The 23904-nt window shown below is 65.5% G+C and carries 23 protein-coding genes and 1 riboswitch; of the genes, 15 read left to right on the top strand and 8 right to left on the bottom strand.

All coding sequences use genetic code 11. The annotated features are described in order from the left end of the window. Positions 1–74: 74 nt before the first annotated feature. The 7 genes from AC0NID_RS18855 to AC0NID_RS18825 all read right to left on the bottom strand — a co-directional run bounded on the left by AC0NID_RS18855 (position 75) and on the right by AC0NID_RS18825 (position 6321). Entirely contained in the window at positions 75–770 is a 696-nt protein-coding gene (locus AC0NID_RS18855) for an NADH-ubiquinone dehydrogenase (protein WP_473455693.1), read from the bottom strand. 176 nt (positions 771–946) lie between these two features. Then, positions 947–2251 carry an NADH-quinone oxidoreductase subunit NuoF gene (nuoF, locus tag AC0NID_RS18850; RefSeq protein ID WP_473455694.1) on the bottom strand — a complete coding sequence of 435 codons (1305 nt, stop codon included), beginning with the start codon at positions 2249–2251 and terminating at the stop codon, positions 947–949. A 10-nt stretch (positions 2252–2261) separates the two neighbouring features. Then, on the bottom strand, positions 2262–3581 hold the full coding sequence (locus AC0NID_RS18845) for an NADH-quinone oxidoreductase subunit E (RefSeq protein ID WP_473455695.1): 1320 nt from the start codon (positions 3579–3581) through the stop codon (positions 2262–2264). Then, positions 3582–4772, bottom strand: a complete 1191-nt coding sequence (locus AC0NID_RS18840) for an NADH-quinone oxidoreductase subunit D (RefSeq protein ID WP_473455696.1) — start codon at positions 4770–4772, stop codon at positions 3582–3584. Then, complete coding sequence (locus AC0NID_RS18835; RefSeq protein WP_473455718.1) at positions 4773–5375, bottom strand: NADH-quinone oxidoreductase subunit C; 603 nt, start codon at positions 5373–5375, stop codon at positions 4773–4775. A gap of 8 nt (positions 5376–5383) precedes the next feature. After that, positions 5384–5965 carry a NuoB/complex I 20 kDa subunit family protein gene (locus tag AC0NID_RS18830; protein ID WP_027156092.1) on the bottom strand — a complete coding sequence of 194 codons (582 nt, stop codon included), beginning with the start codon at positions 5963–5965 and terminating at the stop codon, positions 5384–5386. Next, a complete protein-coding gene (locus tag AC0NID_RS18825) occupies positions 5956–6321 on the bottom strand; it encodes an NADH-quinone oxidoreductase subunit A (RefSeq protein WP_145720906.1) in 366 nt (121 codons plus the stop codon). Before AC0NID_RS18825 ends, AC0NID_RS18830 begins: the two co-directional genes overlap by 10 nt. A gap of 333 nt (positions 6322–6654) precedes the next feature. On the opposite strand from AC0NID_RS18825, the gene AC0NID_RS18820 reads away from it, so the two are divergent. The 8 genes from AC0NID_RS18820 (at position 6655) to AC0NID_RS18785 (ending at position 16844) form a co-directional block, all read left to right on the top strand. Next, positions 6655–7854: a winged helix-turn-helix domain-containing protein gene (locus AC0NID_RS18820; protein ID WP_473455697.1), complete on the top strand. Its 1200-nt coding sequence runs from the start codon at positions 6655–6657 to the stop codon at positions 7852–7854. 29 nt (positions 7855–7883) lie between these two features. Beyond that, positions 7884–8087, top strand: a riboswitch (cobalamin riboswitch). Between the two features lie 38 nt (positions 8088–8125). Next, on the top strand, positions 8126–8560 hold the full coding sequence (locus AC0NID_RS18815) for a DUF1636 family protein (RefSeq protein WP_473455698.1): 435 nt from the start codon (positions 8126–8128) through the stop codon (positions 8558–8560). Continuing rightward, positions 8557–9594, top strand: a complete 1038-nt coding sequence (gene cobW / locus AC0NID_RS18810) for a cobalamin biosynthesis protein CobW (RefSeq protein WP_473455699.1) — start codon at positions 8557–8559, stop codon at positions 9592–9594. The genes AC0NID_RS18815 and cobW overlap by 4 nt, the downstream gene beginning before the upstream one ends. Positions 9595–9612: 18 nt before the next feature. After that, a complete protein-coding gene (cobN, locus tag AC0NID_RS18805) occupies positions 9613–13209 on the top strand; it encodes a cobaltochelatase subunit CobN (protein WP_473455700.1) in 3597 nt (1198 codons plus the stop codon). Beyond that, positions 13206–14675, top strand: coding sequence for a precorrin-3B synthase (gene cobG, locus AC0NID_RS18800; RefSeq protein ID WP_473455702.1), 1470 nt, complete (start codon positions 13206–13208; stop codon positions 14673–14675). Before cobN ends, cobG begins: the two co-directional genes overlap by 4 nt. A gap of 2 nt (positions 14676–14677) precedes the next feature. After that, positions 14678–15325 (top strand): precorrin-8X methylmutase, encoded by a 648-nt coding sequence (locus AC0NID_RS18795; RefSeq protein WP_473455703.1) that lies wholly within the window; start codon positions 14678–14680, stop codon positions 15323–15325. Then, complete coding sequence (locus AC0NID_RS18790) at positions 15322–16083, top strand: precorrin-2 C(20)-methyltransferase (protein WP_473455704.1); 762 nt, start codon at positions 15322–15324, stop codon at positions 16081–16083. Before AC0NID_RS18795 ends, AC0NID_RS18790 begins: the two co-directional genes overlap by 4 nt. Then, positions 16080–16844, top strand: coding sequence for a precorrin-3B C(17)-methyltransferase (locus tag AC0NID_RS18785; protein WP_473455705.1), 765 nt, complete (start codon positions 16080–16082; stop codon positions 16842–16844). The genes AC0NID_RS18790 and AC0NID_RS18785 overlap by 4 nt, the downstream gene beginning before the upstream one ends. Here the strand turns inward: AC0NID_RS18785 and AC0NID_RS18780 are convergent. After that, a complete protein-coding gene (locus AC0NID_RS18780; protein ID WP_473455706.1) occupies positions 16808–17575 on the bottom strand; it encodes a cobalt-precorrin-6A reductase in 768 nt (255 codons plus the stop codon). The genes AC0NID_RS18785 and AC0NID_RS18780 overlap by 37 nt on opposite strands. A gap of 1 nt (position 17576) precedes the next feature. On the opposite strand from AC0NID_RS18780, the gene cbiE reads away from it, so the two are divergent. From cbiE to cobT, 7 genes are read left to right on the top strand one after another with little or no spacing between them, the layout of a single operon-like run. Continuing rightward, positions 17577–18818, top strand: coding sequence for a precorrin-6y C5,15-methyltransferase (decarboxylating) subunit CbiE (gene cbiE, locus AC0NID_RS18775; protein WP_473455707.1), 1242 nt, complete (start codon positions 17577–17579; stop codon positions 18816–18818). Then, entirely contained in the window at positions 18815–19201 is a 387-nt protein-coding gene (locus AC0NID_RS18770) for a cobalamin biosynthesis protein (protein ID WP_473455708.1), read from the top strand. The genes cbiE and AC0NID_RS18770 overlap by 4 nt, the downstream gene beginning before the upstream one ends. Further along, complete coding sequence (gene cobM, locus AC0NID_RS18765) at positions 19198–19962, top strand: precorrin-4 C(11)-methyltransferase (RefSeq protein ID WP_473455709.1); 765 nt, start codon at positions 19198–19200, stop codon at positions 19960–19962. Before AC0NID_RS18770 ends, cobM begins: the two co-directional genes overlap by 4 nt. Beyond that, positions 19959–20777, top strand: coding sequence for a uroporphyrinogen-III C-methyltransferase (gene cobA / locus AC0NID_RS18760; protein WP_473455710.1), 819 nt, complete (start codon positions 19959–19961; stop codon positions 20775–20777). The genes cobM and cobA overlap by 4 nt, the downstream gene beginning before the upstream one ends. Then, positions 20774–22087, top strand: coding sequence for a cobyrinate a,c-diamide synthase (locus tag AC0NID_RS18755; RefSeq protein WP_473455711.1), 1314 nt, complete (start codon positions 20774–20776; stop codon positions 22085–22087). The genes cobA and AC0NID_RS18755 overlap by 4 nt, the downstream gene beginning before the upstream one ends. Beyond that, on the top strand, positions 22084–22845 hold the full coding sequence (cobS, locus tag AC0NID_RS18750) for an adenosylcobinamide-GDP ribazoletransferase (RefSeq protein ID WP_473455712.1): 762 nt from the start codon (positions 22084–22086) through the stop codon (positions 22843–22845). Before AC0NID_RS18755 ends, cobS begins: the two co-directional genes overlap by 4 nt. 24 nt (positions 22846–22869) lie before the next feature. Then, on the top strand, positions 22870–23880 hold the full coding sequence (cobT, locus tag AC0NID_RS18745; RefSeq protein WP_473455713.1) for a nicotinate-nucleotide--dimethylbenzimidazole phosphoribosyltransferase: 1011 nt from the start codon (positions 22870–22872) through the stop codon (positions 23878–23880). Positions 23881–23904 lie beyond the last annotated feature (24 nt).

Genomic DNA, 23904 nt, shown 5'->3' with positions numbered 1-23904 from the left:
GTCGTCTCAAACCCCTGCGGACGTTCCGCAATCTTTCTTTCCGGGCGCAGCCGAAACCGCGCCCGGCATTGAATTCAATGTTTGGCCTTGGCCAGCGCCGCCGCCTGGCCAAGCCAGTCGTCGCGATCGATGCGGCCCTTGAACGACAGATAATCGTCGACCCAGGCGATCTCTTCCGGCGTCCATGCCGCGATCTGGCCGAATGTCCAGATGCCCAAGCCGTTCAGCACCTTTTCCAGCTTCGGCCCAATGCCCGATATCGCCTTGAGGTCGGCTGGATTTGCCGGTCGGGCCATGGCCTTGGGCTGCTTGAAATCCTCGGGCATCAACCCGGCCGGCTCGGCAGCCGCATCCACGTCCGCCACGCTACGTGCATCATCCATGCTGTTCGCCGCTATATCATTCACGTCATTGGCGAAGGACTGCGCCTCGGCGATCAAGGTCTTCGTCGCCGCGCGCGCCTTGGTCGAGGAGCTTGTCGCTGTTTCCGAAAAGCGTTCGGCCCCGGCCTCGAAATCGTCGACGATCGGCTGAAACAGCCGCTGCGAGGCCTGCGCGGCACCCGAGAGCGCACCCATCCACACGCCAAAGGCGTGGTTGGCAAGCCCGATGCCGAGCGCCGACATCGCCGCCGCACCCGCGGCAGGGTGCGCCAGGAGATTGACGGCGCTCGCCATCTCCTTCGGCATCATCCTGGTCAGTTCCTGGTTCATCTTCTCGAACGGGTCCAAATCTGGCATCAAATGATCGGGTCTCGAATTCAGCGACATAGGCGATCTCCTGGTCGTTTCTTCCGTTTGCCCCGAGCCTGTTTTCTCAAATCGGGCCTTCGCCCGTATTTCCAAATCGGGCCTTTGCCCGTATTTCAAATCGGGCGCTCGCCCGTATTTCAAATCGGGCGCTCGCCCGTACCCATTTCGGGCATTCGCCCGCGTCGATTTCTTGTCTATTCCGCCGCCACCATCACCGGCTCTGCCCGGTGCGCGTTGCGCGAAAACTCGTCGATACGCCGCTCCACCTCGCCGCGGAAATGCCGCATCAGGCCCTGGATCGGCCACGCCGCCGCATCGCCCAGCGCGCAGATCGTGTGGCCTTCGACCTGCTTGGTCACGTCGAGCAGCATGTCGATCTCGCGCTTCTGCGCCTCGCCGCGCACCAGCCGCTCCATCACCCGCCACATCCAGCCGGTGCCTTCGCGGCACGGCGTGCACTGGCCGCAGCTCTCGTGCTTGTAGAAGTAGGAAAGCCGGGCGATCGCCTTCACGATATCGGTGGATTTGTCCATGACGATGACAGCCGCCGTGCCGAGGCCCGATTTCAGGTCGCGCAGCGCATCGAAATCCATCGGCGCGTCGATGATCTGCTCCGCCGGCACCAGCGGCACCGAAGCGCCGCCCGGAATGACCGCCAGCAGATTGTCCCAGCCGCCGCGAATGCCGCCGCAATGCGTCTCGATCAGCTCGCGGAACGGGATCGACATCGCCTCTTCGACGGTGCACGGATTGTTGACGTGGCCGGAGATGCAGAACAGCTTGGTGCCGACGTTGTTGGGCCGGCCGAAGGACGAGAACCAGGCAGCGCCGCGGCGCAGGATGGTCGGCGCCACCGCGATGGACTCGACATTGTTGACCGTCGTCGGGCAGCCATAGAGGCCGACATTGGCCGGAAATGGCGGCTTCAGCCGCGGCTGGCCCTTCTTGCCCTCGAGGCTTTCGAGCAGCGCCGTTTCCTCGCCGCAGATATAGGCGCCGGCGCCGTGGTGCATGTAGATGTCGAAATCGTAGCCTGACGTGTTGTTCTTGCCGATCAGCTTGGCCTCATAGGCCTCGTCGATGGCGCGCTGCAGCGCCTCGCGCTCGCGGATGAACTCGCCGCGCACATAGATGTAGGCGGCGACCGCGCCCATGGCGAAGCCGGCGATCAGGCAGCCCTCGACCAGCGTGTGCGGGTCATGGCGCAATATGTCGCGGTCCTTGCAGGTGCCGGGCTCGGATTCGTCGGCATTGACGACGAGATAGCTCGGACGGCCGTCGCTCTGCTTGGGCATGAACGACCATTTCAACCCGGTCGGGAAGCCGGCGCCGCCGCGTCCGCGCAAGCCCGATGCCTTCATCTCGTTGACGATCCAGTCGCGTCCCTTGGCGATGATGCCTGGCGTGTTGTCCCAGGCGCCGCGCGCCATCGCGCCGGCGAGCGACCTGTCGAAGCGGCCGTAGATGTTGTTGAAGATGCGGTCTCTGTCCTGAAGCATTGTTCGTTCCTCAGACCGGCTTCTTGCCGAAGACGCGGATATATTCGGCGACCCCGCCCGTGGCGAGCGCCTTGGCCTGTTTGACCCAGTCTTCGCGCTCGATGCGGCCGTGGAAGCTGAGATAGCCATCCACCCAGTCGCGCTCGGCTTTCTTCCACGACGAGACCTGCGCATAGGTGAAGATGCCCAGCGAATGCAGGATGCCTTCGATCTTCGGGCCGACGCCCGAGATCAGCTTGAGATCGTCGACCAGCGCCGGCTTTGCGATGCCGGCTGGGCGGTTCTTGTCCTCGAGCGAGGGCTTGCCCGTCTTGGCACTGGCCGTCTTGGCTCTGGTCGTCTTGGCGGCAGCGCCGAGCTGCGCGCCCTTGGCTTCCGGCGCCTTGAAAGCAGCCGCCGGCTCAGCCTTGGTCTTGGGACCGCTGCGCTGTTTCGAGACTTTTTCGACTTCCGGCGCGGCCTTGTTGGCGTTGGCCGCCGAATGCCGCGGCGCGGCGACGCTCGCCGCCTTTTCCGTTGCCTGCGCCACCTTGACCGGCGAAGGCGACTTCAGCGCCGGGCTGGTTTCGGGCGCATCGGTCTTCGGCTTGCTGGCTTTCGACGGCGCAACGGGGGCAGCCGGTGCCTGCGCAGCCATAGCGACTATGGCCTCCGGTGCTGCCTGGGCGGCTTTCGCTGCCGCCTTGGCTTCCCTGTCGCGGGTCGTCTTCAAAATTGCCTTTTCGCTCTTCAGCGTCGTCAGACCGGTGAGCGGCTCGGAGGTGATGCGGCCGTTCTGCGGCCCCGGCGTCACCGAGGCGCCCTTGCCGGCATCACAGAGGTCGATGATCTCGGCCAGCCGCTCCGGCGTCAGGTCCTCGAACGTGTCCTTGAAAATCATCACCATCGGCGCGTTGACGCAGGCGCCGAGGCATTCGACCTCTTCCCACGACAGCGTGCCCTTGTCGTTGGTGTGGAACTGGTCGTGATGTATTTTCGAGCGGCAGACATCCATCAGCGCTTCCGAGCCGCGCAGCATGCAGGGCGTGGTGCCGCAGACCTGGATATGCGCGCGGGTGCCGACCGGATTGAGCTGGTACTGCGTGTAGAAGGTCGCGACTTCGAGCCCACGGATGTAGGGCATGCCGAGCATGTCGGAGATCGTCTCGATCGCCGCCTTGGTCACCCAGCCTTCCTGCTCCTGCGCCAGCATCAGCAAGGGGATGATCGCCGACTGCTCGCGGCCCTTCGGATATTTCTTGATCCATTGCCTCGCCGCGGCCGCATTCGCCCGGTTGAAGGCGAAGGAGGCTGGCTGGAGGCTGGCTTCTGCGAGACGGCGGACTGACATTTAGCGATCGACCTCACCAAACACGATGTCGAGGGAGCCAAGCACGGCGGTGACGTCGGCCAGCATGTGGCCGCGGCACAGGAAGTCCATGGCTTGCAGATGCGCGAAGCCTGGCGCACGCAGCTTGCAGCGGTAGGGCTTGTTGGTGCCGTCCGAAACCAGGTATACGCCGAACTCGCCCTTCGGCGCTTCGACCGCCGCATAGACCTCGCCCGCCGGCACGCGGTAGCCTTCGGTGTAGAGCTTGAAGTGATGGATCAGCGCTTCCATCGAGCGCTTCATCGCCGCGCGCTTCGGCGGCACCACCTTGCCGTCGAGGTTCGACACCGGTCCGCTGCCTTCCTTGCCGAGCAGCAGGTCGACGCACTGGCGCATGATCTTGGCCGACTGGCGCATCTCTTCCATGCGCACGAGATAACGGTCATAGCAGTCGCCGTTCTTGCCGACCGGAATGTCAAAATCCATCTCGGCATAGCATTCATAGGGCTGCGACTTGCGCAGGTCCCAGGCGACGCCCGAACCGCGCACCATGACGCCCGAAAAACCCCAGGCCCAGGCATCGGCCAGCGACACGGTGCCGATGTCGACATTGCGCTGCTTGAAGATGCGGTTGCCGGTCAGCAGTGCGTCGAGATCGTCGATCGATTTCAGGAACGGGTCGATCCACTTGCCGATGTCCTCGACCAGCCTCTGCGGCAGGTCCTGGTGGACGCCGCCGGGCCGGAAATAGGCCGCATGCATGCGCGAGCCGCTGGCCCGTTCGTAGAACACCATGAGTTTTTCGCGCTCGACGAAGCCCCACAGCGGCGGCGTCAGCGCGCCGACATCCATCGCCTGCGTCGTCACGTTGAGAATGTGCGACATGATGCGGCCCATCTCGCTGTACAGCACGCGGATGAGCTGGCCGCGCTTCGGCACCTCGATGCCGAGCAGGCGCTCAGCGGCAAGCGCGAAGGCATGCTCCTGGTTCATCGGCGCGCAATAATCGAGCCGGTCGAGATAAGGCACGGCCTGCAGATAGGTTTTGGCTTCGATCAGCTTTTCGGTGCCGCGATGCAACAGCCCGATATGCGGATCGACACGGTCGACGACTTCGCCGTCGAGCTCCAGCACGAGGCGCAAAACGCCATGCGCCGCCGGATGTTGCGGGCCGAAATTGATGTTGAAGTTGCGAACGGAGGTTTCAGCCATTTACTGCTTTGCCTTCTCATCCCCCGGAAGCACGTAGTCCGTACCTTCCCACGGAGACAGAAAATCGAAATTGCGGAATTCCTGCTTCAATTCCACCGGCTCGTAGACGACCCGCTTGGCCTCGTCGTCGTAGCGCACCTCGACGAAGCCGGTCAGCGGGAAATCCTTGCGCAGCGGATGACCTTCGAAGCCGTAATCGGTCAGAATCCGCCTGAGATCGGGATGGCCCGAAAACAGCACGCCATAGAGATCGTAGGTTTCGCGTTCGAACCAGTCGGCGCCGGGATAGACGCCGGTGATCGACGGCACCACGGTCTCCTCGTCGGCCTGGACCTTGATCCGGATGCGAATATTCTGCTTCGGCGACAGCAGGTGATAGACGACGTCGAAGCGCTTGGCCCGCGACGGATAATCGGCGCCGCACACGTCGATGATCGAGATGAACTGGCAGTTTTTATCGTCGCGCAGCAATGTCACCACCTCGATCAGGTCGTGCGGCTCGACAGAGATGGTGAGTTCGCCATAAGCAAACACCGCATCGCCGATGCGGCCGCTCAGCTTCTCGCCGAGATAGGTCGAGAGTTCATTCAACGACAGCTTCATCATCCCGCTCACCGCTCGATCGTGCCGGTGCGGCGGATCTTCTTTTGCAAAAGAAGGATGCCGTAGAGCAGGGCTTCCGCACTCGGTGGACAACCGGGAACATAGATGTCGACCGGCACGACGCGGTCGCAGCCGCGCACCACCGAATAGGAATAGTGATAGTAGCCGCCGCCATTGGCGCAGGAGCCCATCGAAATGACGTAGCGCGGCTCCGGCATCTGGTCGTAGACCTTGCGCAGCGCCGGCGCCATCTTGTTGGTCAGCGTGCCGGCGACGATCATGATGTCGGACTGGCGCGGAGACGCGCGAGGAGCAACACCGAACCTCTCCGAGTCGTAGCGCGGCATCGAGGTATGGATCATCTCGACCGCGCAGCAGGCGAGACCGAAGGTCATGAACATCAGCGAGCCGCTGCGCGCCCAGGTGATCAGCGCCTCGGTCGAGGTGACGAGAAAACCCTTGTCGGCAAGCTCGTTGTTGATCTCGAGGAAAAAGGGATCGTTCGCCCCCACCGGCTTTCCGGTGCTGGGGTCGAGAATGCCTTTTGGCTTAGGCGCGACGAGCGTGCCGGAATTGTCGCTCAATCCCATTCCAGCGCTCCTTTCTTCCATTCATAGGCAAAGCCGATGGTCAGCACCGCCAGGAACACCATCATCGACCAGAAACCGAGCATGCCGACCTGGCTGAAGGACACGGCCCACGGAAACAGGAAGGCCACTTCCAGATCGAAGATGATGAACAGGATCGACACCAGGTAGAAGCGGATGTCGAACTTCATGCGGGCGTCGTCGAACGAGTTGAAGCCGCATTCATAGGCGGAAAGCTTTTCCGGATCGGGGTTGCGGTATGCCACCAGGAACGGCGCGGCAAGCAGCGCCAGGCCGACGACCAGCGCCACGCCGATGAACAGGACGATGGGCAGGTACGAACTCAACAATGCGTTCATGCTGCGGCTTTCCGTTGGCGGCCAATCCACTCTGATTACAGCACCGGTCCCACTTGCGGAAGCGTGACAGTTTAACCACTGAACCGTTTTAGGGCTCTATGCTGCAACGCGGCGAGGGTTAGCGCAGGGCTTTCGGCGAAGCAAGTCAAACCTTGTTCAAAACACGGGTGCCGGACGGCATATCCGGATAAACTGGTCCGATCCGCTCCTGTTTGATTTCCTTCACTTTTTACTCCACTTTTCTCTCCTGACATAGATACCGCCAAAACCCTGCTAGCATGGCCCGGAATCATCACCCAACCTTTGATCGAACGCCAACAGAGTGCCGTCTGCATGAAGGAAAAGATCTCGCTCGCCGTGGCCCGGCGCATCGCGCTTGCCGCACAGGGGTTTGCCGATCCTCGCCCGAACGGCACGCCCGATCGCCGCCATCTGGCCCGTGTGCTCGCCCGGACCGGCCTGCTGCAGATCGATTCCGTCAGCGCGGTGGTGCGCGCCCACTATATGCCGCTCTATTCGCGGCTTGGCCCCTACCCGCTTGCGCTGCTCGACAACGCCGCCGTGACCCGCAAGCGCAGGGTCTTCGAGTATTGGGCGCACGAAGCCTCCTTTCTGCCGGTCGAGACCTATCCACTGATGCGCTGGCGCATGGAGCGGGCCGAACGCGGCGAGGAAATGTATAACGGGCTGGCCAAGTGGGGGCGCGAACGCGCCGCCTACATTGAAGACATCTATCGCGAGGTCGTCGAACGAGGCCCGATCGCCGCATCGGCTCTCGAAGGCCAGAAGGGCTCGGGCGGCTGGTGGGGCTGGAGCGACGCCAAGCATGCATTCGAATGGCTGTTCTGGGCCGGCCGCATCACCACGGCGTCGCGTCGAGGCTTCGAGCGGCTCTATGATCTGCCGGAGCGCGTGCTGCCGCCGGCGATACTTGCCCTGCCGGTGCCTTCTCATGAGGATGCGCACCGCGAGTTGCTGCGTATTTCCGCCCGCGCCCATGGTGTCGCGACAGCCGGCGACCTGCGCGACTATTTCCGCCTCTCTCCCGCCGACATCAAGGACCGCATCGAGGAACTGGTTGAATCGGGCGACCTTTTGCCGGTTCGCGTCGAAGGCTGGGACAAGCCTGCCTATCTTCACAAGGACGCCCGTTTTCCACGCAAGATCGAGGCGCGCGCGCTGCTCGCGCCGTTCGATCCGGTCGTCTTCGAGCGGTCGCGCACGGAAAGACTGTTCGACTTCCGCTATCGCATCGAGATCTACACGCCGGCCGAAAAGCGCCAATACGGCTATTACGTGCTGCCGTTCCTGCTCGGCGAAAGGATCGTCGCGCGCATCGATCTCAAGGCCGACCGCCCCGCCGGCGTGCTGCGCGTCCATGCCGCCTATGCCGAGCCCGGCGCCCCGCCGCAAACCGCCGCCGAACTCTTCGAGGAGTTGAAGTTGATGCAGGGTTGGCTCGGACTCGAAAGCATCGAGGTGACGCCTGCGGGTGAACTAGGCCAACCGCTTGCCGACGTTGCCGCGTCGTAGAGGTGCGTTGACACCGCTGCCCACAAGAGCCTAAATCCGGTCCAGACGGTCCCCTGCCCGCAACGGCAAGGGCCAAGAGGGAATGCGGTGCGAAATTCCGATTTCAAATCCGCGGCTGTCCCCGCAACTGTAAGCGACGAGCCAAGGCCGAAAACCACTGGGACGGTCCCGGGAAGGCGGCACCAAGGCAATGACCCGCGAGCCAGGAGACCTGCCGTCTAGGACATAAGAATCCGATCGCCTGGCGGGTTTTCCGGGCAAGGAGCCTGATTTGGAACGCGACAGCAGTTTTTCGGCTGAGACAGCGGACATATTGTCCGGCGACAGCGACGCCTTGGCCGGCGTCACCGTGATCGTCTGCTCTTCCTGTCGCGATGAATCCGGCTCCGATGGCCTTCCTCGCGCCGGCGAACTGCTTGCCGAAGACACACGCCGCGCTGTAGCAGGCGAAAATATCCCTATCCGCAGCGTCGAATGCCTCGGCAACTGCAAACGCCGACTGAGCGCCGCGATTTTGCGCGACGGCTGCTGGAGCTATGTCTTCGGCGACCTGACCGTGACCAGCGGCGCCGATCTCGTCGCTGGTGCAAAGCTCTTCGCCACCTCGACGGACGGACTCATTCCGTGGCGCGGCCGGCCCGATTGCCTGAAGCGCGGCCTCGTTGCCCGCATCCCTCCCCTCGACCTTTTGAAGGACATGACATGACCGCTTCCGTCTCCCGCGTGCCTTGTACCGTCGTCACCGGCTTCCTCGGCGCCGGCAAGACGACGCTGATCCGCCATCTGCTCGAAAACGCCGGGGGTAAGCGTCTGGCCATCATCGTCAACGAATTCGGCGACGTCGGCATCGACGGCGAGATCCTGAAAGGCTGCGGCATCGACACTTGCCCGGAGGAAAACATCGTCGAACTGGCCAATGGCTGCATCTGCTGCACCGTCGCCGACGATTTCGTCCCGGCGCTCGACCAGATCCTGTCGCGGACGCCGAAGGTCGACCACATCCTGATCGAAACCTCGGGCCTCGCTCTGCCCAAGCCACTCGTCCAGGCCTTCCAGTGGCCGACGGTGAAAAGCCGCGTGACGGTCGACGGCATCATCGCGGTGGTCGACGGACCGGCGCTGGCCGAAGGCCGCGTCGCCAACGACATGGATGCCCTGCAGGCACAGCGCGCGCAGGACGAGACGCTCGACCACGACGACCCTGTCGAGGAGGTGTTCGAGGACCAGCTCGCCTGTGCCGACCTGATCATATTGTCAAAGAGCGATTTGATGGATGCCGCCGGCTCGGCCCGCGCCAACGCCATCATCGGCGAGCACGCCGCGCGTGCGGTAAAGATCGTGCCGACCTCGCAGGGCAAGGTCGATCCGTCCGTGCTGCTCGGCCTCGGCCTTGCGGTCGAGGACGACATCGAGAACCGCAAGACCCACCACGACGACGAACTCGACCACGAGCATGACGACTTCGACTCCTTCGTTATCGACATTCCGTCGATCGCCAATCCCGATGAGCTGGCTTTGCGCGTCGCCACGGCGGCGGAGGAAGAAAACGTGCTGCGCGTGAAAGGCTTCGTCGAGGTCGGCGGCAAGCCGATGCGGCTCCTGCTGCAGGCCGTCGGCCCGCGCGTCAATCACTATTACGATCGCGCCTGGACGGCGGAAGACGACCGCCGCTCGCGCCTCGTCGTTATCGGGCTGAAAGGGCTGAACCGCCCGGCGATCGAACGTATCCTCGCCGGCTGATCTCAGGCACGAGCCGCGATGCACATCCTCACCACAACGTCCGCCTCGCTCGACGATCTCGCCGAGCCTGTCGATCTCAGGCAGACGCCTGCGGATGTCGTGGCGCTGTCTTTCACCGACAGCGATCTGGCCGGGCTGGCGGCAGCGTGGAAAGCGGACGCGGAACGACTGCCGTCGATGCGGCTCGCCGCACTTCGCGATTTGCGCCATCCGATGTCTGTCGACCTCTGGATCGACAGTGTCGCCCGGCACGCCAAGGTCGTCCTGGTTCGCATCCTCGGCGGTTACGACTGGTGGCGCTATGGCTGCGACCAGCTCGCCTCGACCGCCCGGGCGCGCGGCATAAAACTGGCGCTTTTGCCTGGCGAATGCCGCGACGAGGATCTGCGGCTGATCGAAGGTTCGACGCTGCCCCGCGAGGAGCTGGACAGCCTGCTCGACTATTTCCGTGAGGGCGGCCCGGAGAATATGAAGGCGCTGGTGCGGAGGCTGGCACGGCTGGCTGGTTCGGATGCGGCGGTTGACGAGCCGGTCAGCGTGCCGAAAGCGGGCTACTACGAGCCGGGCCGCGGTGTCGTGGAAAGGCCGGATTTATCAAATGTCGGCAATCTTTCACACCTCCCCCTGTCCTGCCGGACATCTCCCCCGCAAGGGGGGAGATCGGCCGTCACCAAAGCCGGTTTGTTTTCTGCTTCGCAACGGACAGATGGATCCGCCCCGATTGGCGAAATCGTCGATGACGCAGCAATCTCCCCCCTTGCGGGGGACATGTCCGGCAGGACAGAGGGGGATGGGACGGATCTCGACGCCAACAATCTCCGCGCCCCCAACATCCCCATCCTGTTCTACCGCTCGATGCTGCTCGCCGCCGATGTCGCGCCGGTCGACGCGCTGGTCGAGGCGCTCGGGAAACGCGGCATGGCCCCCGTCCCCATCTTCGTCTCCAGCCTCAAGGACCCGGCATCGCTCGCTTTTGTCGAAACCGCGCTGTCTACGCTGAAGCCTGCCGCCATCATCACCGCGACCGCTTTCGCCTCCGGAGCCGAACCCGGCTTAGAAACCCTGTTCGACCGCGCCGGCGTGCCTGTCTTTCAGGTCATCGTCGCGACCACCCGCCGCGACATCTGGCAAAACAATGAGCGTGGTCTGGCGCCAGCCGACCTCGCCATGCATGTCGTGCTGCCGGAGCTTGACGGCCGCATCCTCGCCGGCGCCATTTCCTTCAAGGGCGAAAGCGGGATCAACCCGGCATTGGCCTTCCGCGCCTTCGCCAACCGGCCGGAGCCGGATCGCGTCGCGCAGGTGGCGAACCGTGTCGAGGCTTTCATCCGCCTGCAGCGGACGCCGCGCGCGGAGCGCAAGCTCGCCATCCTGATCCCCGACTATCCCAGCGCCCCCGGCCGCACCGGCTACGCCGTCGGTCTCGACGTGCCGTCCAGCGTGCTGGCCATGCTGCATGACCTGAGGGAACAGGGCTATGGCGTCGAGGGGATTCCGCAAACGCCGCGTGATTTGCTGGAGATGCTGAAGCAAGGCGAAAGCGGACTAGGATTAGAGGAATATCTCGACTTCTCAACGGAGTTACCGACGGCGGCAATCGCTGCGGTAGAGGCGGCTTGGGGGAAGGCGGAAGAGGAGACAGGTTTGCGCGAGGCACCCCTCTCTGCCACGGCAAAATTCCCCTTCCGCGCCGCCACCTTCGGCAACATCACCGTGGCGCTGGCGCCCGATCGCGGGCGTTCGATCGACCGCCGCGCCGACTACCACGACCCGACATTGCCGCCGCGACATGCGCTGATCGCCTTTGGTCTCTGGCTGCGCAAGTCGCTCGGCATCCATGCCCTCGTCCATGTCGGCGCCCATGGGACGCTGGAATGGCTGCCCGGCAAGACGGTCGCGCTCAGCGAGACCTGCTTTCCCGAGATCGTCACCGGTCCACTGCCCGTCATCTATCCCTTCATCGTCTCCAATCCGGGAGAGGCAGCACAGGCCAAGCGGCGCATTGCCGCCGTCACGCTCGGCCATCTGCCGCCGCCGCTGACCGGCGCCGGACTGGACGAGAGCCAGCACCAGCTCGAACGGCTGGTCGACGAATATGCCCAGGCCGACGGGCTCGACCGCCGCCGCCGCGACCGCTTGGCGAAGCTGATCGTCGAAGCCGCGCAAAAGACTGGCCTCGCTTCCGAAGCCGGCGTTGCCGGCACCGACGCGCCTGACGAGGCGCTGCGCCGCATCGACGCCTGGCTCTGCGATCTCAAGGATTTCGCCATCAAGGACGGTCTTCATATCTATGGCCGCTCGCCCAGGGGGGAAGGCGCGGGCGAGACCGATCCGCTGCGCGGACAAAGCGCGGCGGCCGAGAAAGCAGCGCTCCTCGCGGCCCTCGACGGCCGCCATGTCGCCGCCGGCCCCGCCGGCGCGCCGGCGCGTGGCCGGCCGGATGTGCTGCCGACCGGCCGCAACCTGTTCACATCAGACCCACGCACCATGCCGACGCCGACGTCCTTCGATCTCGGCAGGGCGGCCGCCGACGAGGTGTTGCGCAGCTACACGCAAACGCATGGCGACTGGCCGCGCTCGCTGGTCATCGACCTCTGGGGCTCGGCCTCGTTACGCACCGGCGGCGAGGAAATCGCGCAGGGTATGGCGCTGATGGGTTGCCGGCCGCAATGGGACGCTTCGACCGGCCGCGTCACCGGCATCGAGGTGCTGCCGCCGGCCACGCTCGGCCGCCCGCGCGTCGATGTCACCTGGCGCATATCAGGACTGTTCCGCGACATGTTCCCGACCCAGATCGCGCTGATCGATGCGGCCGCCAACGCCGTCGCCGGCCGCGACGAGGACGCGTCGGAAAACCCGCTCGCCGCAAGGACCCGAGCGGACGGCAAGATAAGCCCGCGTATTTTCGGCACCTCGCCCGGCACGTACGGCGCCGGCGTCGAGGATTTGTTGTCGAGTGGCGACTGGGCCGCGCGCGAGGAAGTCGGCCGCGCCTACCTCGACGCCACCTCGCATGCCTATGGCGGCGCAGAGGGCGAAGGGATTTCGGCGCCCGGCGCGTTCGAGGGCCGCGTTGCCGAGGCAGACCTTCTCGTCCATACGGGAGACGACCCCGGCCGCGACATTCTGGAAGGCTCCGCCGATGTCGCCTTCATCGGCGGTTTCTCGGCAGCGCTTGCGGCACTCGGCAAGAACGCCGACGTCATCGTCCTCGACACCACGGACCCGCAGAAGCCGAAGCCGCGCTCGGTCGGAGAAGCGGTTTCCCGGGTAGTTCGCGCCCGCGCGGTCAATCCGCGCTTCATATCAGGCCAGATGCGGCACGGGCCGCGCGGCGCTTCGGAATTCGCCGAGACGGTCGACCGGCTGGTCGGCTTCGCCGAAACCACCCATGCCATACCGGGTGCGCTGATCGAGGCGGTGCATGACGCCTATCTCGGCGATCCCCTGGTACGCGCCTTCATCCTGCGCGAGAATCCTTCCGCCGCGAAAATCATCGCCGAACGCTTCCTGTCGGCACGGCGGCGCGGCCTCTGGCATCCACTGCGCAATTCCATCGACGACGATCTCGCCGCATTGATTGCCGAAGCACAAGCGCTTGAGGTAGCGGCATGAACGCCTTCTCCCGACGCGGCGCCTGCCCCGCTCTGGCAGCACCGATGCAGACCGGCGACGGCCTTCTGGCGCGGCTCAATCCCATCACTGGAGGATTGTCGCCGAAATCCTTGATCGGACTCGGCGAATCCGCGCTGCGGCACGGCAATGGCATCATGGAAGTGACCGCCCGCGGCAGCCTGCAGATACGTGGCCTGACGCCGGCCAGCGCGCGGCTGCTGGCGGAGGAAGTCGATGCGCTGGAGATCGCGGTGCGCACTGGCGTGCCGATCGAGACCGGGCCGCTGGCAGGGCTGGATCCCCAGGAGATCGCTGATCCGCGCATGCTGGCTGAGCGCATTCGCGTGGCGATTGATGAAGCCGGACTGGCGCAGCGCCTGGGACCGAAGACATCGGTGATCGTCGATGGCGGCGGACAGTTGGCCTTGGATGCAGTGAGGGCCGATGTCAGGCTGAGTGCGATAAGAACGGGCGCGGGCGTTCGTTGGCTGGTAGCTGTTGCTGGCGATAGGGAGAGTGCGAAGCCGCTTGCCCTGGTCGACGTGGGTGCAGCCCGTGACATCACAGTGGCGGCTCTAAGGATGGTTGCCGAGAAAGGCCGAGAGGCTCGCGCAAGGGATTTGTCTGAGCGGCAGCTCAACTCGCTCGCAAGTTGGCACTCCGTCACACCCCCCTCTGTCCTGCCGGACATCTCCCCCGCAAGGGGGGAGATTGGCAGCTTCGCCGGCGGCTCCACCTTAGCACCTCGGGTGATTGGCGAAAGCGGAGACGAGGGCGCAATCTCCCCCCAAGTCGGGGAGATGTCCGGCAGGACAGAGGGGGGCGCGAAGGAATGCCAGCCAGTCGGATTTTTCGATCTGGCCGCAGCCGGTACCGCCCTCGGCATCGGCCTGCCCTTCGGCAGTATACCGGCGGAGAAACTCATCGATCTCACCCAACATGCCCTCACCCTTGGCGTCACCGAAATCCGCCTCGCACCACAACGCGCGCTGCTTTTCATCGGCCTGCCACCAGCCGCCTCCCACTCGCTCCAGCAACTCGCCGCCACCCTCGGCTTCGTCACCGACGCGGCCGACCCACGCACCCGCATCGCCGCTTGCCCCGGGGCGCCCGCCTGCACCTCCGGCCGGATCGCGACGCGCGATATCGCCGAGATCATCGCCGCTGAAAACGGCGACATGCTCGATTCCTCCTTCACACTGCACATTTCCGGCTGCGCCAAGGGCTGCGCCCATCCCGGCGCGACGGCACTGACTTTGGTCGGCGGCGAGAACGGAGCCGGACTTGTCGTGGACGGGACGGCAAAGGCTCTTCCTGCCGGATACAGGCCGGGCTATGACGCCACGCGCGCCATCGGCAGCATTGCAGCCGCGGTCCGCCGCGCACGTCATTCCGGTGAACCCGCCGCCGCTTGCCTGGCAAGGCTTGGCGCGGCAGGCATCATCGAAGCTTACCGACAGGAATAAGCATGCCCGCCCAGGACTATATAACCTACGATTATATCCATGACGGCATGGCGATCTATGAGCGCTCCTTCGCCATCATCCGCGCCGAGGCCGACCTGTCGCGCTTTTCCGACGCCGAAGCCGATGTCGCGATCCGCATGATCCATGCCTGCGGCCAGGTCGAGGCCGCCCAGAACTTCGTTTTCTCCGGGGATTTCGTCGCCGTCGCGCGCACGGCGCTGTCAGCCGGCGCTCCGATCTTCTGCGACGCCGAGATGGTGTCGCATGGCGTCACCCGCGCCCGGTTGCCCGCCGGCAACGAGGTGATCTGCACGCTGCGCGACCAGCGCACCGCCGAGATCGCCAAGGAGATCGGCAACACCCGCTCGGCCGCGGCCATCGACCTGTGGGGCGAGCGCATGGCCGGTTCGGTCGTCGCCATCGGCAATGCGCCGACCGCACTTTTCTACCTGCTGGAAAGGCTGCGCGACGGGGCACCGAAACCGGCAGCGATTATCGGCATGCCGGTCGGCTTCGTCGGTGCGGCCGAATCGAAGGACGCGCTGGCCGAAAATTCCTATGGCGTGCCCTACGCGATCGTACGCGGCAGGTTGGGCGGCAGCGCCATGACCGCTGCTGCACTCAACGCACTGGCGAGGCCGGGCCTGTGAACGCGATTGCAAAAGGTAGACTCATTGGCGTCGGCACCGGTCCCGGCGACCCCGAGCTGCTGACGCTGAAGGCGGTGCGCGCGCTGGCCGAGGCCGACGTGGTCGCGCATTTCGCCAAGCGCGGCAACAACAGCAACGCGCGCGCCATCGTCGGCGACCATTTTCGTCCTGATTTGATAGAGTTGCCGCTGCTCTATCCCGTGACGACCGAAATCGACAAGGATCACAGCGATTACCGGTCGCAGATAACGCACTTCTACGAAGAATCAGCCGAAAAGGTCGCCGATCACCTCAGCGCCGGCAGGACGGTCGCCGTGCTTTCGGAAGGCGACCCGCTTTTCTACGGCTCCTACATGCATCTGCATGTCAGGCTGGCGCACCGCTTTCCGACCGAGGTCATCCCCGGCGTCACCGCCATGTCCGGCTGCTGGTCGGCGACCGGTCTGCCGATCGTCCAGGGCGACGACGTGCTCACCGTGTTGCCGGGCACAATGAGCGAATTTGAGCTGACGCGCCGGCTCGCCGACACCGATGCCGCAGTCATCATGAAGGTTGGCCGCAACCTGCCCAAGATCAGGCGCGCACTGGAGGCAACCGGCAAGCTGGCGCGTGCCATCTATGTCGAGCGCGGCACCATGTCGGGCGGCGTTTCGATGCGGCTGGCCGACAGACAAGACGACAAGGCGCCCTACTTCGCCATCGTCCTGGTGGCCGGCTGGTCCGGCCGTCCCGAAGCGCTGGTGGAGACCGGGGCATGAGCGGCCGCCTGACCGTCATTGGCCTTGGGCCCGGAAATGCCGACCAGGTGACGCCGGAAGCGAGCCGAGCCGTCGCCGAGGCGAAATTCTTCTACGGCTACAAGCCGTATCTCGACCGGCTCGACCTGCGCCCCGACCAGACCCGCGTCGCTTCCGACAATCGCGAAGAGCTGTCGCGCGCCAAGGACGCGTTGGCAAAGGCCGCGCAAGGCCACGATGTCGCCGTCGTCTCGGGCGGCGATCCTGGTGTCTTCGCAATGGCTGCGGCTGTCTGCGAGGCAATCGAGGCCGGCCCGGCCGAATGGCATTCCGTCGACGTGGCGATGCTACCCGGCATCACCGCCATGCTCGCGGTCGCTGCCCGTATCGGCGCGCCGCTCGGCCATGATTTCTGCGCCATCTCCCTGTCAGATAATCTGAAGCCGTGGGATTTGATCGAGCTACGGCTGCTGGCCGCGGCGGGCGCCGGTTTCGTCATCGCGCTCTACAATCCGATCAGCAAGGCGCGCCCCTGGCAGCTCGGCCGCGCCTTCGAATGCCTGGCGGCGATCCTGCCCGGCACCACGCCGGTCGTCTTCGGTCGCGCCGCCGGCCGTCCCGACGAGCGCATCGACGTGTATTTGCTGGCCGACGCCGATGCCGGGAAGGCAGACATGGCGACCTGCATCATCATCGGCTCGCCGGAAACCAGGATCATCAAGCGCGATGAAAAACCGACGCTGGTCTACACGCCGCGTTCCGCAGCAGGCTCGAGAAAATGATCGATCGTCGCGGCAAGGGATTCGACGGTCTCAGCCGAGGTAACGTCCGGCAGCGCTGGCCTGCGGATCATGACCACCTCGATGCCGAGCGCCCGTGCTGCGGCGATCTTGCCGTAGGTCGCCTCGCCGCCGCTGTTCTTGGAAACGACGACGTCGATGCCGTGGCTATCGAGCAGCGCGCGCTCATCGGCCTCACGGAACGGCCCGCGCGCCAAGAGATAGGTCGCATCGGGTATGGCAAGTTTTGGCTCAACCCGATCGACGCTGCGGATCAGATAATGATGCTGGGGAGCGGCCTCGAAAGCGGCGACCTCTTGTCGGCCAAGAGCCAAGAAGGCGTGGCGCGGCACTGCGCCCAGCGCCGTCACCGCGCTGGCAACACTGTCCACCAGCGTCCACCGGTCACCTTCGGCAGGCTCCCAGCCTGGGCGCCTGAGGGCAACGATCGGCACGCCGGTCTCCTGCGCCGCTTCCGCCGCATTGGCGGAGATTTGCGCCGCATAGGGATGCGTGGCGTCAATGAGCAGATCGATACGCATGTCCTGGAGATAGGCAGCCAACCCACCAGCGCCGCCGAATCCGCCAGTGCGAATGGGAACGCCTTGCGCAACGGGGGTTTCGGTGCGACCGGCCAGCGACAGCGTGATCGCAAGATCGGCGCGCGCGGCCAGCTTTCCGGCCAGTTGCCGGGCTTCGGTAGTCCCGCCAAGGATCAGAATGCGGTAGGTCATCATGCCTGCTGAAGGTCCGCGCGGCGCCAAGCTCAACTCAAGATGGCTCACAATCGTCGGCATCGGCGAGGACGGTGTAGCGGGTCTCGGTGACGAGGCCAAGCGGTTGATTGCCCGGGCCGAATTCGTCTTCGGCGGCACGCGCCACCTTGCCCTTGTCGCGTCGCTCACCAAAGGTGAAGCACGCACTTGGCCGACCCCTTTCGATCCCGATATGCGCGACGTGCTGACGCTTTCCGGCAGGCGCGTCTGTGTGCTGGCCTCCGGTGATCCGTTCTTCCATGGTGTCGGCGTCACCCTCGCCCGCAAAATTGCGATAGAAGAGATGCGCGTCATCCCCGCCCCTTCGGCCTTCTCTCTGGCCGCCGCCCGCCTCGGCTGGGCCTTGCCAGACATCGAGACCATTTCGCTGCATGGCCGCCCGCTCGACCTGATCCGGCCGCTGCTGCATCCGGGCGCCCGCATCCTCGCGCTGACCTCGGACAGCGACGCGCCGGCAGCGATCGCTTACCTGCTGACCGAACTCGGATTCGGCGCCTCGCGGCTGACGATTCTGGAGGCGCTGGGCGGCCCGAACGAAAAGCTGCGTTCGGCGAGCGCCGACCCCTTCGAGCTCGAAAAGATCAATCCGCTCAACGTGCTGGCAATCGAAGTTGACTCAACTTCAGAAGCACGCATCCTGCCGCTGGCCTCGGGCCTTGCGGACCATTTGTTCGAGCATGACGGCCAGATCACCAAACGCGAAGTGCGCGCAGTCACCCTGTCCGCCCTCGCCCCAAGGCGCGGCGAATTGCTGTGGGATATCGGCGCCGGGTCGGGCTCAATTGGCATGGAATGGATGCTTGCCCATCGCTCGATGCGGGCCATCGCGATAGAGGCCGATCCGACCCGCGCCGCCCGCATCCACCGCAACGCTTCACACTGTGGCGTGCCCGGCCTTGTCGTGGTTGAAGGTTCGGCACCGCAGGCACTCGCCGGATTGGAGACGCCGGACGCCATCTTCATCGGCGGCGGCGGCAGCGATGCCGGCGTGCTGGAAACGTCCATTGACGCCTTGCCCACCGGCGGCCGGCTCGTCGCCAACGCCGTCACACTGGAGATGGAGGCGCTGCTTCTCGCCCGTCACGTCGCGCTCGGCGGCGATCTCACCCGCATCGCTATATCCCGTGCTTCGCCGGTTGGTTCGATGGAGGCCTGGCGGCCGGCCATGCCGGTCACCCAATGGAGCTGGGTCAAACCATGATGGTCGCGGGCATCGGCAGCCGCAAGGGCGTCAGCGCAAGGGATGTGCTTGCCGCCATAGAAACCGCGCTGGAAGCGCATGGGCTGGCGATGACGGTGCTATCGGCGCTCGCAACCGCTTCTCTGAAGCAGGACGAGCCGGCAATCTTCTCCGCGGGGCGCGAACTCGCCCTACCAGTGATCGTTATCGAGGACGCAGCACTCAAGGCCGCGGCGTCTCGTGCAATCAGCCGCTCAGATCTGTCGCAGGAGCGCGCCGGCACGCCGTCGGTTTCCGAAGCCTCCGCGCTTGCCGCCGCCGGGAAAGATGCGAAACTGCTTGGGCCGCGCACCGTGCTCGGCCCGGTCACCTGCGCCATCGCCATCAGCGGAGATGCGGCATGACCGTCTACTTCATCGGCGCCGGACCGGGAGCTGCCGACCTCATCACCTTGCGCGGCAGCAGGCTGCTGGCAAGCTGCCCGGTTTGCCTCTATGCCGGCTCGATCGTCGCGCCGGAGCTGTTGCAGCACTGCGCGCCCGGCACGAAGTTGATCGACACCGCGCCAATGTCGCTCGACGAGATTGAGGCCGCCTATCTCGATGCCCATCGCGATGGCCACGATGTGGCGCGCCTCCACTCCGGCGACCTCTCGGTGTGGAGTGCAGTCGCCGAGCAGATCCGCCGGCTGGAAAAACACGGTATCCCCTATACGCTGACGCCCGGCGTGCCCTCCTTCGCAGCTGCCGCGGCAGCGCTTCGCCGCGAACTGACCATTCCCGAAGTCGCGCAAAGCCTGGTACTGACCCGCATCTCCGGCCGCGCCTCGAAAATGCCGCCCGGCGAAACGCTGGCCGGTTTCGGCCGCACCGGCGCCACGCTCGCCATCCACCTTGCCATCCACGCCATCGACCGCGTTGTTGCCGAACTGACGCCGTTCTATGGCGCCGACTGTCCGGTGGCGGTCGTCTTCCGTGCTTCCTGGCCGGACGAGCGTGTGCTGACCGGCACGCTGGCGACGATCGAGGCGCAGCTGTCCGTCGATCCGATGGAGCGCACGGCGATCATCTTCGTCGGCCGCTCGCTGGCGGCCGAAGGCTTTGGCGAGAGCTCACTTTACGACGCCCACTACCAGCGGCGTTTTCGCGGACGGGACGGATTGTGAACGACGGCACCGGAAACAGGGGCGGAAACGCGACAGTCGAACAGGCTTTGGCCCGACTGAACTTCGAGCCGCGCCAGTTGGAGCCGGGCCATGTCTGGCTGGCCGGCGCTGGACCCGGCGATCCCGGCTGCCTGACGCTGGAAGTGCTGGCAGCACTTGGGCAGTGCGACGCCCTTGTCTACGACGCCCTGGTTTCGCCTGATGTCGTCGCCGTCGCCGAAGGCGCGGAGCTATTCTACGCCGGCAAGCGCGGCGGCCAGCCGTCGATGAAGCAGGATGATATCACCGCCTTGCTGGTCCGACTGGCGCGCGAAGGCCGCCGCGTCGTCCGGTTGAAGGGCGGCGATCCCTATATTTTCGGCCGCGGCGGCGAAGAGGCGCTGGCGCTGGCGCGGGAAGGTATTCCCTTCCGCGTCCTATCCGGCCTGACTTCCGGCCTCAGCGCGCTTGCCGGCGCCGGCATCCCGGCCACCATGCGCGGCATCAACAAGGCGGTGATCCTGGCGACCGGCCATGCCGCCGGCACCGATGACGACCTCGACTGGGCGGCAATCGCCCGCACCGGCCAGCCGGTCGTCGTCTATATGGGCATGGCCAATCTCCCGATTATCGCTGCTTCCATGCTCGAAGGAGGGCTGGCGCCGTCGACACCTGCGGCGGTGATCGTCGCCGCGACGACGCCGCAGGAGCGCATCGTTGTCGCCACGCTCGCTACCATTTCCGAAAAGGCGGCGGCAGCCGGTTTGACCCCGCCGGCGCTGATCGTCGTTGGCGGCATCGTCGCGATACGCGCGGCATTGGCAGGTGAGCCATGACCCGCGCGATCATCATCGGCGCGCCGCGTTCCGGTTCGGGCAAGACCAGCGTCACCATCGGTATCCTGCGCGCGCTCGCCCGGCGCGGCCTGAAGGTGCGCGGCGCCAAGTCCGGCCCCGACTATATCGACCCCGGCTTCCACACCGCAGCCACCGGGCTTTCCGGCGTCAATCTCGACAGCTGGGCAATGCCGCCTGCCTTATTGAATGCGCTGGCAAGTGACGCGACCGAAGATGCCGATTTCATCTTCCTCGAAAGCGCCATGGGCCTGTTCGACGGCATACCCGCTACTCCGGGCCGCTCCGGTTCCGCCGCCGACCTCGCGCGGCTCTACGGCCTGCCGGTGCTGCTGGTGCTCGATGTCTCCGGCCAGTCGACTACGGCGGCAGCCGTCGCCCAGGGTTTTGCCAGCTACGACCCGGATGTGCGCATGGCCGGAATCGTGCTCAACCGGCTGGGCAGCGAGCGCCACCGCCGGCTTTGCAGCGATGCGATCGAAGCGCTCGGTCTGCCGGTTGTCGGCGCCATCCTGCGTGATCCCTCGCTCAATCTGCCCGAGCGGCATCTCGGCCTCGTCCAGGCCGGCGAATATGAGAACTTGATGGCGCATCTCGACCGTCTGGCCGACATGGTCGAGCGCTCGCTCGACCTCGACGCCATCATGGCACTGGCAGCACCATTCGCGCCCGCTCCCGGCAGTTTCGGCGACGCGCTGCCACCGCCCGGTCAGCGCATCGCACTGGCCGAGGACGCCGCCTTCACCTTCCTCTATCCACATGTCGCGGCGCATTGGCGCAAGGCCGGAGCGGAAATCGTCCCCTTCTCGCCGCTCACCGACGAAGCGCCCCGCGACGATTGCGACGTCTGCTGGTTGGCCGGCGGTTATCCCGAGCTTCACGCCAGCCGCCTGGCTGCTGCTGCGAACTTCAAGGCGGGGGTGACAAAATTCGCCGAAACGCGGCCGGTGCATGGCGAGTGCGGCGGCTTCATGGTTCTGGGCGAGGCGCTGGAGGATGCGTCGGGCGAGACGCACGGGATGCTCGGCCTGCTCGGCCACTCGACCAGCTTCGCCAACCGAAAAATGAATCTGGGCTACCGCGAGGCGCGGCTGCGCGCCGCTTGCCCACTGGGAGCCGAGGGCACACTTATCCGCGGCCATGAATTCCACTATGCGCAGATGATCGCCACCGGCAATGACGAGCCGCTGGCCGATCTGGCTGACGGCCAGGGCAATCCGCTCGGCGCTTCAGGCTACCGGCGCGGCCATGTCAGCGGCACGTTCTTCCATGCCATTGCGAGGGGCGAATGATCCCCTCGCCACGGCAAGCGCTCGACGATATCGCGCTTTGCCTCGTCTTCTTCACCCGGCTGCCACTGCCGGTTTTCGACTTTCGCGAACGCAGATTGGCCAGCGCGATCTGGGCGGCGCCCGTCGCAGGTCTCGCCGTCGCGGTCGTCGGCGCACTTGCCTACGCTGTCGGCAGATGGCTGGGCATCGCCCCAGGCCCGGCAGCGGCACTTGCCCTTGCCGCGACCTTGCTTGCCACCGGCTGCCTGCATGAAGACGGGCTTTCGGATGTCGCCGACGGCTTTGGCGGCGGCAAGACGCGCGAGAAGAAACTGGAGATCATGCGCGACAGCCGCATCGGCGCCTACGGCGCCTGCGCGCTCGGCATTTCGCTGCTGAGCCGCTGGAGCGTGCTTTCGGAATTCGCAGGCCCAGCGCAAGTTCTCGTCGCTCTCATAGCCGCGCACGCCGCCTCGCGCGGCCTGCTCGGCGCCCTCATGCACTTGTTGCCGCCGGCTCGCAGCGACGGCCTCTCGGCCGATGCAGGCACCGTCTCGGCCGAAACCGCCATCGCCGGCGCCGTACTCGGCGCCATCGCGCTTCTGGCGCTTGGTCTCAGCGGCGCGGTCGCCGCGCTCATCTTGCTCAGCCTGTTGTTTGCGGCCTTCCGCACACTGTGCCTCGACCAGATCGGCGGCCAGACCGGCGATACGGTCGGCGCGCTGCAGCAATTTGGCGAGATTGCAATCCTGCTCATCGCATCGGTTTCCCTGTCCTGACTCTGTTTCGGAGATTTTGCCCCTATGTCTTTCAAATCGCTCGATGAACTGCGCGCCGGCTGCCTCGATCTGCCCTCGGGCAGCGACGCCGCGGCAAGTGCAGTCGCACGCCGCCAGGACACGCTGACCAAGCCGCAAGGCAGCCTTGGCCGGCTGGAAACCATAGCCGCATGGCTGGCGCGCTGGCAGGGCAGCGACGTGCCTAAGCTCGATCGCGTCAAGGTCTTCGTCTTCGCCGGCAACCACGGCGTCACCGCACAGGGCGTCTCGGCTTACCCGTCGGAGGTCACCGTGCAGATGGTGGCGAATTTCGCAGGCGGCGGCGCCGCGATCAACCAGCTCGCCCGCATCGCCGGCGCCGAACTCGACGTCATCCCGCTCGACCTCGACCGCCCGACCGGCGATTTCACGCAAGTGCCGGCGATGGACGACGAGGCCTTCCTCGCCGCCGTCTCGGCCGGCTACGGCGCTGTGACGAAAGACCTCGACCTCGTCTGTTTCGGCGAGATGGGCATCGGCAACACCACGCCGGCGGCAGCCATTTCGGCTGCCCTTTTCGGCGGCGGCGCGGAAAAATGGACCGGGCGCGGCACCGGCGTCGACGACGCCGGCCTGGTGCGCAAGATCACCGCCATAGAGGCCGGCCTCAACCGCCACGCCAAGGCTCTTGCCGATCCGCTGACGGTCGCAGCAGCCCTTGGCGGGCGCGAACTCGCCGCCATTTTCGGCGCCACGCTCGCCGCCCGCCACCTGGGCGTGCCGGTGCTGCTCGACGGCTTCGTCTGCACCGCAGCCGCCGCTCCCCTGGCAAGGCTGCACCCCACCGGCCTCGCCCACACCATTGCCGCCCATGTCTCGGCGGAATCCGGCCATCGCCGCCTGCTCGAAGCGCTTGGCCTGCCGCCGCTGCTCGATCTCGACATGCGGCTCGGCGAAGGCTCCGGCGCCTGCCTCGCCGTCAACATCGTCCGCTCGGCGCTCGAATGCCATACCCGCATGGCAAGCTTCGCCGAAGCCGGGGTGTCGGAGAAGTAAAGACTCGCAAACAACTTATGAGAG

The organism is Mesorhizobium sp. WSM4821, assembly GCF_055901555.1.
The sequence above is the reverse complement of the archived record's forward strand: the minus strand, read 5'-3'. Positions and strand labels throughout refer to the sequence as shown.